The organism is Sphingobacterium sp. UBA6317 (genome assembly GCF_002440385.1).
Lineage (GTDB): Bacteria > Bacteroidota > Bacteroidia > Sphingobacteriales > Sphingobacteriaceae > Sphingobacterium > Sphingobacterium multivorum.
This window is the reverse complement of sequence record NZ_DJTD01000029.1, coordinates 68,198-82,325: the sequence shown is the minus strand read 5'-3', so window position 1 is coordinate 82,325 and position 14,128 is coordinate 68,198. Positions and strand designations below refer to the sequence as shown.

15 protein-coding genes are annotated in these 14,128 nt (G+C 38.1%); 5 read left to right on the top strand and 10 right to left on the bottom strand.

The genetic code is table 11. The features are described 5' to 3' along the window. Positions 1–84: 84 nt before the first annotated feature. Genes B3E92_RS09140 through B3E92_RS09130 form a run of 3 tightly spaced genes read right to left on the bottom strand, consistent with a single transcriptional unit; the run spans position 85 to position 2,812 of the window. Positions 85–972: a DUF72 domain-containing protein gene (locus B3E92_RS09140; RefSeq protein WP_070567803.1), complete on the bottom strand. Its 888-nt coding sequence runs from the start codon at positions 970–972 to the stop codon at positions 85–87. 1 nt (position 973) lies between these two features. Beyond that, entirely contained in the window at positions 974–2,164 is a 1,191-nt protein-coding gene (locus B3E92_RS09135; RefSeq protein ID WP_286896345.1) for an MFS transporter, read from the bottom strand. A 6-nt stretch (positions 2,165–2,170) separates the two neighbouring features. Continuing rightward, a complete protein-coding gene (locus tag B3E92_RS09130; protein ID WP_070567799.1) occupies positions 2,171–2,812 on the bottom strand; it encodes a YceH family protein in 642 nt (213 codons plus the stop codon). Between the two features lie 157 nt (positions 2,813–2,969). On the opposite strand from B3E92_RS09130, the gene B3E92_RS09125 reads away from it, so the two are divergent. From B3E92_RS09125 to B3E92_RS09115, 3 genes are read left to right on the top strand one after another with little or no spacing between them, the layout of a single operon-like run. Beyond that, a complete protein-coding gene (locus tag B3E92_RS09125; protein ID WP_070567797.1) occupies positions 2,970–3,875 on the top strand; it encodes a histone deacetylase family protein in 906 nt (301 codons plus the stop codon). 10 nt (positions 3,876–3,885) lie between these two features. After that, positions 3,886–4,944, top strand: a complete 1,059-nt coding sequence (locus tag B3E92_RS09120) for a nucleoid-associated protein (protein WP_070567795.1) — start codon at positions 3,886–3,888, stop codon at positions 4,942–4,944. 20 nt (positions 4,945–4,964) lie between these two features. Further along, complete coding sequence (locus B3E92_RS09115; protein ID WP_286896343.1) at positions 4,965–6,044, top strand: DUF3810 domain-containing protein; 1,080 nt, start codon at positions 4,965–4,967, stop codon at positions 6,042–6,044. 66 nt (positions 6,045–6,110) lie between these two features. On the opposite strand, the gene B3E92_RS09110 is transcribed toward B3E92_RS09115, so the two are convergent. Further along, a complete protein-coding gene (locus tag B3E92_RS09110; RefSeq protein WP_046675459.1) occupies positions 6,111–6,746 on the bottom strand; it encodes a hypothetical protein in 636 nt (211 codons plus the stop codon). 57 nt (positions 6,747–6,803) lie between these two features. Next, positions 6,804–7,919: a lipid-A-disaccharide synthase gene (lpxB, locus tag B3E92_RS09105; RefSeq protein ID WP_046675460.1), complete on the bottom strand. Its 1,116-nt coding sequence runs from the start codon at positions 7,917–7,919 to the stop codon at positions 6,804–6,806. Between the two features lie 230 nt (positions 7,920–8,149). On the opposite strand from lpxB, the gene B3E92_RS09100 reads away from it, so the two are divergent. Then, the gene (locus tag B3E92_RS09100; protein WP_070567789.1) at positions 8,150–8,455 is read left to right on the top strand and encodes an FtsB family cell division protein; all 306 of its coding nucleotides are present in this window, start codon (positions 8,150–8,152) and stop codon (positions 8,453–8,455) included. 86 nt (positions 8,456–8,541) lie between these two features. Here B3E92_RS09100 and B3E92_RS09095 read toward each other — a convergent pair whose 3' ends face one another. After that, positions 8,542–9,252 carry a DUF4397 domain-containing protein gene (locus tag B3E92_RS09095; RefSeq protein ID WP_286896341.1) on the bottom strand — a complete coding sequence of 237 codons (711 nt, stop codon included), beginning with the start codon at positions 9,250–9,252 and terminating at the stop codon, positions 8,542–8,544. A gap of 326 nt (positions 9,253–9,578) precedes the next feature. Here B3E92_RS09095 and B3E92_RS09090 point away from each other — a divergent pair, with 326 nt between their 5' ends. Beyond that, positions 9,579–9,947 carry a YkvA family protein gene (locus B3E92_RS09090; protein WP_286896339.1) on the top strand — a complete coding sequence of 123 codons (369 nt, stop codon included), beginning with the start codon at positions 9,579–9,581 and terminating at the stop codon, positions 9,945–9,947. Positions 9,948–10,001: 54 nt separating this feature from the next. Here B3E92_RS09090 and purH read toward each other — a convergent pair whose 3' ends face one another. From purH to B3E92_RS09070, 4 genes are all read right to left on the bottom strand, one after another. After that, the gene (gene purH / locus B3E92_RS09085; protein ID WP_286896335.1) at positions 10,002–11,528 is read right to left on the bottom strand and encodes a bifunctional phosphoribosylaminoimidazolecarboxamide formyltransferase/IMP cyclohydrolase; all 1,527 of its coding nucleotides are present in this window, start codon (positions 11,526–11,528) and stop codon (positions 10,002–10,004) included. A 122-nt stretch (positions 11,529–11,650) separates the two neighbouring features. Beyond that, complete coding sequence (locus B3E92_RS09080) at positions 11,651–12,289, bottom strand: uridine kinase family protein (RefSeq protein ID WP_046675464.1); 639 nt, start codon at positions 12,287–12,289, stop codon at positions 11,651–11,653. 32 nt (positions 12,290–12,321) lie between these two features. Continuing rightward, positions 12,322–13,245, bottom strand: a complete 924-nt coding sequence (locus B3E92_RS09075) for a LysM peptidoglycan-binding domain-containing protein (RefSeq protein ID WP_070567783.1) — start codon at positions 13,243–13,245, stop codon at positions 12,322–12,324. Between the two features lie 11 nt (positions 13,246–13,256). Further along, positions 13,257–14,012, bottom strand: coding sequence for a hypothetical protein (locus B3E92_RS09070; protein ID WP_112376119.1), 756 nt, complete (start codon positions 14,010–14,012; stop codon positions 13,257–13,259). Positions 14,013–14,128: the final 116 nt, after the last annotated feature.

The window sequence follows — 14,128 nt, the reverse complement described above, 5'->3', positions numbered from 1 at the left end:
TTGAGACAGCTTCTTTTTTGTGGGCAAAATATGCTGAATGATTTTTTCTATAGTTGGCTTTAGCACCGGAACTGATATCCTGTCTTAGAATAATGTATTTCCTGTGTTTTTGTTGGGATAGGTTAGATCCAAGTCGAATGTTGTATTCAGTTTTTTGATAAAATGTGTTGCCAGTAATGGCGATTCTATCTCAATATTCTGGTGGATAAAGAAATACAGTTTTTGCAACCCGTTTTCGCGCCATAGTTTCAGCACATCGATCCATTGATCTAGGCGATCGTAATCTGACGCGTGGTTGGCACCTACATACCGTATAAAAGCAGTCGGTGTGGTTAAGCGCATATGGAGCATGTCTCTACGGCCTGCGGTATCGACCAGTACGTTGGTCACGTTGGTTTCCTCCAGCAGCGCATAGAGTTCTTTTGTTACTTCGGGTTTGGAAAACCAATCTTTATTTCGTACCTCTAAGGCTAGAGGGACTTCTTTTGGCCAGTCATGAAGAAATAGTTTTAGACGGGCCATATCCTTTGGACTATAATTGTCGTGCATCTGTAAAAAGGCCATTCCCAGTTTCTCATCGAAATGAACAATGGAATCCGTAAACAACTTCACTTTATCACCCGTATTTAATAATCTGCTAAAATGGCTGATGGATTGTGGGATTTTTGGGAAGAACTTGAAGTTGGAAGGTGTTTTCTTTTTCCAGGTTTCTACCTGGTCTATGCCGGGCGAATTGTAGAATGTGGCATTGAGTTCAATGCTGTTAAATTGCGTGGAGTAATAAGCAAGTTCGTCTTTTGTACCTCTGGGGTAAAAGCCTTTTAAATCTTGTTTATTCCATTTTGCACAGCCTACAAATACCTCAAAAGATTGATCGTTTTTGAAATGCTGTAATAGGGTTAAGGTTTCCGGTGGAGTAGGAGGAAGGGTAAAATCGATTTCCTCCGGATGTTCAACTTGGCCGAATTTCATATTAGTTTTTTCTTAATTTATAATCAAATAATAGATGAGCCAACAGTGCCAATACCGTATAACATGTGCCTACGACAATAACACCGGGCCATTGGAAGTGTTGCCATGCTTGTGCAGCAAAAAAAGTGCCTGTTGATCCGCCAATAAAATAACTGACCATGTATACGGTGTTTAGTCGGTTGTTGGCCCCGAGGTTCAGCGCATAGAAATCGCTTTGATTTAGGATGTGCATCGACTGTAGACCAAGATCAATGAGAATAACACCAAGAATGAGACCCCAATAGGTATAGCCAAAGAGGGTAAATAATAACCAGCTGAATAAAATCAATAAGATCGCATATAAGATGATTTTTGCTTTGCCTATATAAATGGTTAGTTTATTGACAAAAGCAGCGGCAAGCGCACCACAGGCACCTACGAGACCAAAGGCTCCTGCAGTTGCGGGGCCATCAAAAAAAGGTGGGGCCGAAAGATGGAAAACAAGCGTTGTAAAAAATGCGGAAAAAGCCCCAAATCCCATAGCTCCACGAAATGCAGCCAATTGTAATACAGGTTGTTTTCTGGCAAAGTTCCAGACTGATCGCATCAATTCCTGGTAAGAACCTTTAAAATTTGGCAGTACCTCCGGTAGCTTGATCGCTATGGCGATGGCTGTAATGACCATAATTGCTGAGGCTATCCAGTACATTTCGCGCCATCCGAAGTAGGAGCCGACAAACCCGCTTACAACCCTAGATAGTAATATACCAATCAGCAGGCCCGACATGACCATTCCGATCGCTGAAGCCTGCTTTTCTTTGCTCGCAAGCTCGGCGGCCATGGGCACAAAAACCTGCGGAATAACGGAGGTGAAACCTATCAGAAAGCTGAATAGCAAGATCGATAGGATAGAAGTGGACATGGCCATACCGACTAAAGAAAAAATAATGAAAAAGAAATCGATCAAGATCATTTTTTTTCGCTTAAACATATCCCCTAAGGGGACGATCAGTAACAGGCCAAAGGCATATCCGATCTGCGTTAACATGGCCGAATTACTGACCATGGCCTCGTCAATATGTAGGTCTTTGGCAATCAGGTCCAATAGTGGTTGATTGTAATAATTATTGGCGACAACCAAGCCTGTGGCGATGGTCATCAGCCACAAGGTTGCTTTGGATATTTCGTTTTCGGAATCTATTGTTTGCGACATGAGCGACTAATGTAATTCATCCCAGAGATCCTGAAATTTTTGTTTCAATGCTGCAACTTCCTGTTCCAATTGTCCAATTCGTTCGAGTAAGGTCTGGTCGTTCGAGGAGCTGCCTGCAGGAACGCTATTTTCATACGCTTCCAGGTTGATATCTCCTAATAAATGAATATAGCGGACTTCTTTATGCCCTATTTGTTTAGGCAGGGACTTCAAGTAGCCTTCTTGTGCCAATTTTTCCAATTGTTCATTGATTTCGCCCAATGATTCAAATTCATAAAGTCTTCCAGAGTTTGAATTAATTTCCCCGGCGGTCATTGGTCCTCTGAGTAGTAATAAGCAAACAATGGTTAATTCGGAAGGAACCAGTGGAAATTGTATGGCAAAATTGTGTTTATACTTTGTTACGCGAGATCCTCCGCCAACAACTGTCGAGATTAAGCCCTTTTTCTTTAATATATCCAATGTAGCGATAATATCTTCTTCTGTATATTGTACAACCGGTTTGCGGGAAGTCTTTTGATTACAAGCAGCTTGTAAGCTGTTGATTGTCATTGGATAATATTCTGGGGTTACTTTTGATTTTTCGATTAGTGAGCCTAGTACACGTTGTTCCATGGCAGACAATTGGGGCAAATGAGTTGTTTCCATTTATCTTGAAGAATATAAATTTATGATTGAATACAAGTATGCTGTTATGCAACGTAACATTGGCTTGCAGTTTGTTCCTTCTCAAAGATGCCCTTTTTCTCCTACAACTCCAAAAGATCTTTTTCTTATCTTCGCATGAGTAATAGAAGATTTTAAGGTGCTTAAGATAGCTTTTCGTCAAGAATTTGTCCATCCCGTCAAAGAGGGGCATCGATTTCCGATGCTGAAATACGAGTTGATTCCTTTACAGTTAAAGCATGAAGGGCTGGCAGATGAGTCAAGTTTTTTTAGTCCTGAACTAGCAAGCTTTGAGACATGCTGTTTGGTCCATGATCCAGTGTATGTAAAGCAGTTGTTTGAGCTTACTTTGGATTCGAAAATGATCCGTAGAATAGGTTTTCCATTAAGTCAAAGCCTTGTTGATCGGGAGCGATATATCTTAGATGGGACGATCCGAAGCGCCGCATATGCACTTGAGTATGGTGTTGCTTTTACCATTGCAGGGGGGACACATCATGCCGGTTATGATTTTGGTGAAGGCTTTTGCCTGATGAACGATCAAGCGACTGCCGCCGGGTACCTGTTGAAGCATAACTATGCAGGTCGTATCCTTATTATTGATCTGGATGTACACCAAGGAAATGGTACTGCGCATATTTTTGAGGGGCATAATCAGGTGTTTACCTTTTCAATGCATGGCGAGAAAAACTATCCCTTTGTCAAACAGCGTTCCCATTTGGATATCGGCTTGGAAGATCAGGTTACTGATGCGGAATATCTCACTTTATTGGAAGAAAATTTGGTTGATGTGTTCCGGAAATTTGAGCCTGATTTCGTTTTCTATCAGGCTGGAGTAGATATTTTACAAACAGATAAGCTGGGGAAATTGAATTTAAGCAGCAGTACCTGCCGTCGAAGAGATGAATTGGTCTTTCATATGTGCCATAAACACCATATCCCTATTCAGGTAAGTATGGGGGGAGGTTATTCTCCTGAAATTAAAGATATTGTCAATGCACATTGCCAGACTTTTAGAATAGCAATAGATTTATATAATTTATAAGATAAGAAATATGTTTTTTCACCAAGATGCAACTTTTGAAGCGTTATCCATTCATCGTGTAGGCAATAAAGCGCAAGATGAATTTTATATTTTGTCGGATGCCCCGGTATCTCTTGAAGGAGATGAAGTGTTACCTGGACTATTGATGCAGTATTTTATGAGTCCTTTTGCAAAGGTGAATGAGGTATATCGCTTATATCATCCGAATGGAGAGCTGGAACTGAATGAGATTTTCTATTTTGCAAGACAGTATTTTAAGGAGCAGCTTCCATTTCACGATTTTTCCCAACAAATTTCAAAACACCTTTATGAGGTATCCAGCCATCCAAAAATTAAAGCTGGGGAGGTGTACGTAGTTGCCTTAAAGAATGTACAGATCGAAGGGGAAGAACATGATGCCATTGGTATATTCAAATCGGAGAATAAAGAGACTTATTTGAAAGTATATCCGGAGCAAGGTGCTTTTATGTTGGAATATGAGCAGGAGGCGATCAATATCAATAAACTGGACAAAGGCTGTATTATTATCAATGTAGAAGAAGAAGAAGGTTATAAGGTGCTGGTTCTCGATCAGACAAACCGTCAACAGGAGGCAGTATACTGGAAAGATGAGTTTCTACAGCTGCGCGTGCGTAACGATAACTTCAATCAAACAGGGAATTATCTAAAAGTCTATAAGAACTTTGTTCAGGAAAAACTAGATGAGACATTTGAACTGGAGAAAGCGGACAAAATTGATTTGATGAACAAATCCATGAATTACTTTAAGGAAAAAGAAACTTTTGTCCAAGAAGAATTTGAGGAGGAAGTACTGGGCAATCCGCAGGCTATTGCTTTATTTCAGGACTTTAAAGCTGGTTTTGAAGACGAATTTGACTCCCCATTTCAGGCAAGTTTTGAAATAGCAGATAAAGCGGTGAAAAAAATGGAATCTTCTTATAAGTCTGTTTTAAAGCTGGATAAGAATTTTCATATCTATGTTCATGGCAAACGTGAATATCTTGAGAAGGGGTACGATGAGGATAAAGGCATGAATTATTACAAGGTCTATTTTGAGAACGAAAGTTAGTCGTTTTATAGCTTATTTGAATGGAGAAACGCGATAAAATAGCTGTTTTCACGGTAGTATTACTTCTGATTGGAATTTTTATTTTCTCCTTGGTTGAGCAACATAGCCAATGGATTGAGGCGTTTTATGCACGCGGGTTTTACCGTTCCTATAGTCATGTGCCAAGATTTATTTTTGGGTATGTTCCCTTTAGTTTAGGTGATCTATTTTATGTCCTAGTCGTTTCATTTCTACTCTATTCAATTGCTAAATTAATCGGAAATTTATGGAAAGGAAGATGGAAAAGTTCCTTTCGTTCGGTTTTGACTGTGATCAATTTGGTACTAGGTCTCTATTTTTTCTTTTACCTATCATGGGGTATGAATTACTATCGTGAACCAATCAGTATAAATGCCAATTTGAAAGTTGATAGCTTAAAGTTAGCGGATTATCTCGTGGTTTTGAATGGGTTTTTGGACAGTACAAATAATCTGCGGGGACATGTGGATCCATCCGAATGGGAAGAGCATAAAGAAACTATTCAAAGGGATTTGAATATATGGGTACAACAGGATACGGCTTTTGCAGATTTCCTGTCAAGAGGTCAAATTAGGGCAAAATCACCCATGAATAGCAGGATAGTCTCTTTTTTTGGTGTCTCGGGTTATTTTAATCCATTTACTCATGAAGCACATGTCAATAAAGCCATGCCAGTAACCTTTTTACCTTTTACTACAGTGCATGAACTTGCGCATCAACAGGGAATTGGTTTTGAAGACGAGGCGAATTTTATCGCTTTTGTTCGCTTACAGCGACATCCACAAACCTTTTACCGATACTCGGCTTATCTACAGACCACACTGTATATGTTACGTGAACTGCAGGGCATGTATCCTGATTTAGGAAAAGATTACAAGGGAAGATTAAGCGCAAAAGTATTGAACGATATGGAAAAAGAAAGGTATTTCTGGAGTCAATACACAGGTTGGGTCGACGATGTGATGGGATTGTTTTATAATCAATACCTCAAGCACAACAATCAACAGGAAGGCATAGCACGATACGATCGGATGACACGGTTGGTGTTGGCCTATGAGCTTAAAAGAAGAGGTTGTAGATAATAATGAGTCCATTAAAAAAGGCGTATTAGAGAATAATACGCCTTTTTTATGGATTAAGGAATTTTGTTATTGTGTTGAAATTAGTTCAAATGTACCTTCAGTTCCGGCACTGCCCGAATAAATTTGCCCTTGAGGCAAGCCTCTCAATCCGGTGGGAGCGGTTTTAATCCGATCATAGATGTTTCTCAAGTCCGTGTTTGCATTGACAGCCCGCCCACCTGCTGCAACATCTCCATAAATATAATTAGGCGCTTTTTTATTTGTTGTCTGAGGTTTAAGGCTACCAGTTGTTAAATTGACTTTAATTTTTCCTCCGTTACCATTCGGAAAAGTTTTGGTGCCATTAAAAGCGTCATCTCCCTTTGCAATGATATAAAGAGAACCTAATTTTTGAAAATTAGCATTGATGTCAAAATTTGCACCATTATTCTTTCCATCTGTTCCATAGATGGTTGCTTTATTTCCAATTTCAGCATAACCAATTGTTAGCTTGACATTTTTCTTACCATAGAACGAAAGGGTAGAATTGTCTTTCATGATTAAGGTATCGATGTGCATGACAACAGTAGAGTCTCTATTATCGATATTTTTTTTCGCTTTTTTGCCAATTTCCAGTTTAGAAATATGTTGTGTTTCTTGTGCTTTCCCAGTGAAGGTCATTGCAAAGCAAAGAAAAAAGCCTAGAATAAATTTAAATTTCATAAAACTTTTAATTAATTGTAACTAACTAGTAGTTTGACAAATAAAAGGTAAAAGAGTTTAAAATTTAGCGAGATATTTTACAATTAATTTGGCCGTTTTCTCTGATGCGCCAGGAGAACCTAGCTTTTCGGCTAAAATATCATAGTTTTCCATCACACTTGCACGGTGAGCTTTGTTATTGATAAGTTCACCTACTTCATAGGAGATATCGTATGCCGTGCATTCGTCTTGAATCAATTCCCGTACTGATAAGAAATTGTTAATTAGATTGACTAGTGAGATAAATTTAACCTTGATGACTAATTTGGCAATCCATACCGATATTGGGTTAGCTTTATAAACGACAACCTGAGGTACTTTCAAGATACCTGTTTCGAGTGTAGCCGTTCCACTCGTTACGACTGCGGCTTCTGCGTTATGGAGAATGTCGTAGGTTTGATTGAAGATTACGGGAATATCAATACCTTTAAAAAATTGCTTGTAGTAGGCTTCATCAAAATTAGGCGCACCGGCAATGACAAATTGATGTACAGGAAAGAAAAATGGAAGTTCGGCCATGATGGGAAGGAGGTTGGCAATTTCCATTTCGCGGCTTCCGGGTAAAAGGGCGATCAAGGGTTTTTCTGAAAATCCATGCTGCTCCCTGAACTTTGGGTTGAATTGATAGGCTGAAATCGCATCCAACAGCGGGTTTCCAACGTAATCAACGGGCATGCGCCACTTTTTATAAAAATCTACCTCAAAAGGCAGAATACAAAACATATGGTCGACAATCCGTTTGATTTTCTTTACGCGGCCTTGATTCCAGGCCCACACTTTAGGGGAAATATAATAACATGTTTTGATGCCATTTTTTTTTGCAAAATCAGCAATTTTCAAATTGAAGCCAGGGAAATCTATAAGAATGACGGTATCTGGTTTTTCTTTCAATAGATCATTTTTAACAAGTTTGAGATTCCTAGATATCTTGGGCAGATTTTTTAAAACCTCTATAAAGCCCATAAAGGCCATTTCTGAAGTATGTATCAACGCTTTTTTTCCCGCCTCTGCTTGCATGAGATTGCCCCCTACGATTTGGAAAGTCGCATCGGGGTCTTCAATTTTTAATGCTTTAATAAGATTGGCACCATGTAAGTCTCCTGAAGTTTCACCTGCAATAAGATAGTATTTCATATGTCAATGATTTTATTCTTTATGATCTTATGAGATATCTTTTTTTCGTTAAAACTGCGTTTAGTCTTAACCATGGATATTTCATTCAAATGATCGTTTTGAACTGTTAAAGATAAGATTATTCTAGGTATATGATGAATTGGAGCATATTATTCCATATCTTTAATTAAAGATGTTCAAGTTTTGAAGAAAATATCCGAAGTATAAAAGGTAAATAGTAATTTTGTCTTATGCAACGATTGTGGTCCTTAATAAGAAATAAGTATTTGTTAGCCGCTTTGGCTTTTCTCGTGTGGATGTTGTTTTTTGATCGAAATGACTTTGCCACGCAGTATAGTTATCAAAAGCAGAAAGCGAATTTGGAAAGTGAACGCTCCTTCTACCTCAAGGAAAATGCGGCTATCATTAAAACAATAAACGATATTCGATCAAATCCGCAGGAAGTACAACGTATTGCACGTGAGAAGTATAAGATGAAAAAAGATAATGAAGATATTTATGTGATTACTAAAGTAGCACCTAAAGAGAATCATTAAGATCTACGATATGATATAAAATGAGAAACAACGGCCATCATGTTTACATGACGGCCGTTGTTATATAGTATATAGATATGGGTATTTTAATTTGCGGCTTGGGCTACTAGACCAATATATAAAGGTTTCTTTTCATCATTAGCCTTGCCTATGAGTATTAATGAATAATAATAACCTTCAACCAATTTAATGTCGCTACGTGTTGCGATAGTTTTTCCGGCTTTATCACGAGCGGTGACAGTGAATGTGCCACTCTTTTGAGCAATAAATCCCTGATGGGCACTTGCTGAATTTTGTGTTTCTTGTGCTCTATTGGTCCATTCTGAGGGGGAAGCCTGATCGCCTATTTTCAGGGTAACTAAATCTGTACCTTCAGCAAGATTAAAGAAGCGTAAACCAGACTCTGTATTTTTGATGTCTTTATTGATTCGATCTGTTGTGATCACCTGTACGGGTTTGGCTTTAGTTCCAAATAAAAAGGATGTATAGATGGTGCTATCTTTGATTGTTACAGTTGTATCCGTTAATTTCGTGTTATATTCAGCGGAAACTGCAATTCTACGTGCTCCCGTAAATAAGCCTACTTGTGCATAACTTTTGAATCCCAATGGATAATTAGGGTTTTGAAGCGGGCCGCCGTCTGCAAAATATATAACTGCATTGGCATCCGTGTATCCATTAACCATGGTAAGCAATGCGGCAGGAATTGGCTGGTCATCGTTATCTTTTAGACAGCTTGTTAAAAAGAATGCCGCTAAAGCAATAGCAATAAAATTAAATAATCTATAGTTTTTCATAACCGTGTAATATTAAAATTTGTTTTTGTGACTCACATTGCGCTTGTGTTGTCTATTATACGGAGATGACTGACACTTTGCTACAGCGATTTGTAAAAATAATAAAAATCCATATTTAGACCTCGTTTTTTATTCCGATGACCTTTGTAAATGAATATATAAAGTAGTTGGTTGGACCGACAGCGGATCAATAAGGGTTCCTAGGCAAAATTTAGTCGGTGTGAGGGGAGGGATTTGGTTATGTTCGCTGCGCATTGTGATTCTGGTTCGTGTTTGGTTTAGCGCGAGGATTTGGATTGTTAAACTAGTAATCCTAATTTTGAAGTATGAACAATAGAATCAAAAGAATTGCGAAGGGAATGTTTGAGCAGTTTAGGCATCGTAAAATTACGGAATCTGAATTTGTACAGGCGGAGGTAAAAGCGAGGAATCTAGGAGGCTATATGGACGACTTCAACGTATTAATTGCGATGTGTAAGGACACCATTACGGGGAAGTATAAAATGGACAAATGGAATTTATCGATTATTATTGGAACGATACTTTATGTGGTTTCGCCAATTGATGCAATTCCCGATTTTATTCTCGTGGGCGGGTGGATAGATGATGTGGCCATTGTGGGTTATGCGATTCGCAAACTCAGCGCTGAGATGGAACAGTACAAGCGTTCAAAGTTTCCTGTCGAAACGAGATAAATAAAAAAAGCTACTTTAGAAAAGTAGCTTTTTTTATTTATTATTGAAGTTCAATTAGTGCTTAAAGTGTCTAACACCTGTTGTCACCATGGAAATTCCTTTTTCATTGGCCATATCAATTGATAATTGATCTTTAATTGAACCACCAGGTTGTAACACGGTTGCTATTCCAGCTTCCGAAGCAATCTCCACACAATCAGGGAAAGGGAAGAAGGCATCAGATGCCATCGCACAGCCTTTAAGGTCAAAACCGAAAGAAATTGCCTTCTCAATAGCTTGTTTCAATGCATCTACACGAGAAGTTTGCCCTACGCCTGAAGCTAACAAAGTACCATTTTTAGCAAATACGATTGTATTTGATTTGGTGTGTTTTACAATTTTGTTTGCAAAATAAAGATCCTCCAGTTGTTCAGAAGTTGGCTCTACTTGCGTTACCGTAACCATTTGTTCAGGTCCTTCAATCGTATTGTCTTTATCTTGAAGAATGACGCCGTTCAATAAAGTTTTGAACTGTTGTCCAGGTAATGTAACCTCTTTACGAACCAAAATAATTCTGTTTTTCTTTGCGGTAAGTATAGCAATCGCTTCTTCAGAATAAGAAGGTGCAATCAACACTTCGAAGAATAATTTATTGATCTCTTCAGCTGTTGCCGCATCAACTTGTCCATTCGTTATTAAGACTCCACCGAAAGCTGAAACAGGATCACATGCTAAAGCATCTAACCAAGCTTGTTTGATTGTTGACCGTGAGGCAACTCCACAAGCATTTGTGTGTTTTAAGATCGCGAATGTAGGCTCTGTGAACTCATCAATTAAAGCAACGGCAGCATCAACGTCAACCAAATTGTTGTAAGATAGCTCTTTACCGTTTAATTTATCAAACATCTTATCTAAGTCGCCGAAGAAAATGCCTTTTTGGTGCGGGTTTTCACCATAGCGCAACACCTGCGCTTTTTGCTCAGATTGTTTAAAAACCTGAAGCGGATTTTCTTGATTGAAATAGTTGAAGATTGCCGTATCGTAATGCGAGGATGTATTGAATGCACGTTTAGCAAATTCTTTACGTTGTTCCAACGACGTATTACCTTCTTGGTTTGCTAGTATTTCTTCCAATTCTTTGTAATCATTTTTGGAAGAGATAATAACCACATCGTTAAAGTTTTTAGCGGCAGCGCGTATCAATGAAATTCCACCGATATCTATTTTCTCGATAATTTCTTGTTCCGATGCACCGGAAGCAACAGTTTCTTCAAAAGGATACAAATCCACAATAACCAAATCGATCTCAGGTATTTCATACTGAGCAAGCTGTTGTTGATCCGACTCAAGCGGGCGGCGCGCCAAGATACCGCCAAATACTTTTGGATGCAATGTTTTTACACGGCCTCCTAAAATGGAAGGGTAGCTGGTGAGGTCTTCAACTGGAACAACATCTATCCCTAAATCTTTGATAAATGTTTCTGTTCCACCAGTGGAATAGAAGGTAACACCGTATTTGTTTAATAATTCAACTAAAGGAGCGAGGCCGTCTTTATAATAGACTGAAACCAATGCATTTTTAATCTTTACAGAATGGTTCATTATGATGGATTTGTTTCGTGGCGCAAAGATAGGTATTTAAAATCTTGATATCAATAAATCAAGTACTTTAAATAGAAAGGAGAATCTGTTTACGAGATTCTCCTTTCTAGATTGTTTTAATTTTATACCAAATTGAGCTTTAATTTTAGCTCTTCAGAAATTTGGTTGGTGATTTCCCAGATTGGCTCTGGTTCATCGGTATTGTTAAATATGACCTGATCGCAAGTGTCCTGATAGGGCAGTAGGTACTCGTTGTAGGAGGGTAGAACATGGTTTACCCATTTGTACATGACATCATCTTCAAAGTATCCCCGTTCAACCAGATCACGGTGTAAGCGTCGTCTTAACGCGATATCCTGATCAGCGCTTAAAAATATCTTATGATTGATTAAATTATTTATCTCTGTATAATAGAAAATGAATAGACCTTCAATAATTAAAATAGGTGCCGGTTTAATCTCTAATATTTTGGGTGTTAATGAAGGGTTGTTAAATGTATACTCTTCTTTATATATTGTCTCACCGTTAAAGAGAGCCTTGATATCTTTATAAAAAGCATCTCTGTCGATTGATGTCGGAATATCGAAGTTATAGAGCCTATTTTCCTCCTGAGTTTTAGTATTGGCAGGGATGTAATAATCATCTTGGGAAATTAAGGTCACCTCATGTGGGTTAAAATGTTTTAAAAAGCTATTTAAAAAAAAAGTCTTCCCAGAACCACTACTTCCGGCAATTCCTATGACATACGGTTTGTTATTCATTCTTACTATGCTATAAAAGCTATTTTATTCTGTTAATTTTCTAGAGGTAATCCATACGCAATTTCAACCTGGAAGCGTTTATCAAGTGCGCCTATGCTCGCGGCGGCAGACTTTGACAACACGACAATTGCATTTTGGTTTTCGGCATTATCATTAAATTTACCGACCACTTTTGCATAAGTCACACTTTTGGTCATTGGGTTAGTAATTTTTAAAATAGTACCTACTGGAGCTGACTTATGAAGAGCGAGGTTGCTTGTACCTTGAGATGATAGCCCATCAATCCAGACGCCAATACCACGTTCGGACTTTTCACGTATTCCGTAGCGGTTTGTTGAAATTTGATTTTCTTCTTTATCATCACCGTCAGTAGAATCGGGGCTTACAATTTCGATTCCTTTAGGTTCAACTAATTTTGGTCGTTCAGGAGGCAAGGGCTGATTGGGGATCATGAGTTTCATTCCACCGCCAATAACATTATTTTTTAAGTTATTTGCTTTTTTGATGTCTTCAACAGAAATACTGAACCTTTTAGATATGGCATAAAGTGTCTCTTTCTCACCAACGATATATTCCGTGAAACCTTCTTGCTGCTGCGGATTACGCGGATTTTGCACTGTCATATTTCCACGGTCATTGTTTACTGTTGATTTCGCTTTTCGACCTGTTGGAATCTTAACAATTTGACCCAGGCTTAATGTTCCATTACCGTTTATTTGGGTCAATTGGCCTACCGTCGTTTTATACTTTTTACTTAACTGGTAATAATTATCTCCTTTTTCAATTTTGAACAGCACGTATTCTTCACCATTGATTGCTTCTGTTCCTACTGAATCAGGGATAAAATCAGCGCGTAAAGAAGTTGAGTTTTTTGCTTCAACTTGTTGAATAGCTAATATCGCGATGGATAGAATAGCTATCTTTTTATATGTCTTTAATTCGAATAAAACTTTCATATATTTTGCAATTATACTAAATACGAAACAAACTCCCGTTTATTATCTGTCAAAAGGAATATTTGTTCGTGAATAAGAAAATAAATGTTGAAGAGCTTTAGTTCCAGCTTGGAAACTGCAATAATAGACTCTGTCAATGTTTCTCTTGTGGATTGCACTAGCCTGATTTGATAACAATTGTTTCTGTCTTTTTCATAGAAAGCCCAAATAAAGTAGTCATTCACTGTATTTATCCAGATTTCACCATCAATTGGGAAATCCTTCAAAAAAAGGGGTATTTCACCATTGTAGATAATAGGATAGACGAGCTCGCTAGCATAAGGTTTAAAGAAAATTTCATTTTTGCTTTCAATCGACATCGATTGGAGGTTCAAAAATAATTGGAAGCCTTCTGCTATTACTTTTGGTCTAATAAGCACGCCTTGATCAACCATGCCGATGAATATGTAGTTGAACCAGGTTTCTTGAAGCTGCGGATTGTAGCAATCGATTACCTGTATGCCTGCGTCAATAGGTGAATTATTGGCAATCTTCTTAAGTATTAATTTTTTGCATTGAATTCCTGCTAGGACCCACTCTTTGGCTATTGCCTTGAAGTCTTGTAATACGTAAGTTCCTTCAAAAGTGATGACATTAAAATAGGGAAAGGTATCATCTGGATTTCTTGTCTCTATAGCGATCAATTTATTCTCCGCATCGATTTCTATCCGCCAAATGGGGTATGTAAAAATGAAATTGAATGCTTTTGAAATTGTGTGATTTGCCATGTAATTTTCAATCCAAGGGGACAAACTTAGATAAAGTTACTTTTATATACAAGTATAATCACGCGTAAACTGATTTTATCGTGTTTTATGTTTGTTTTAAACAGTATTTTTCTCAA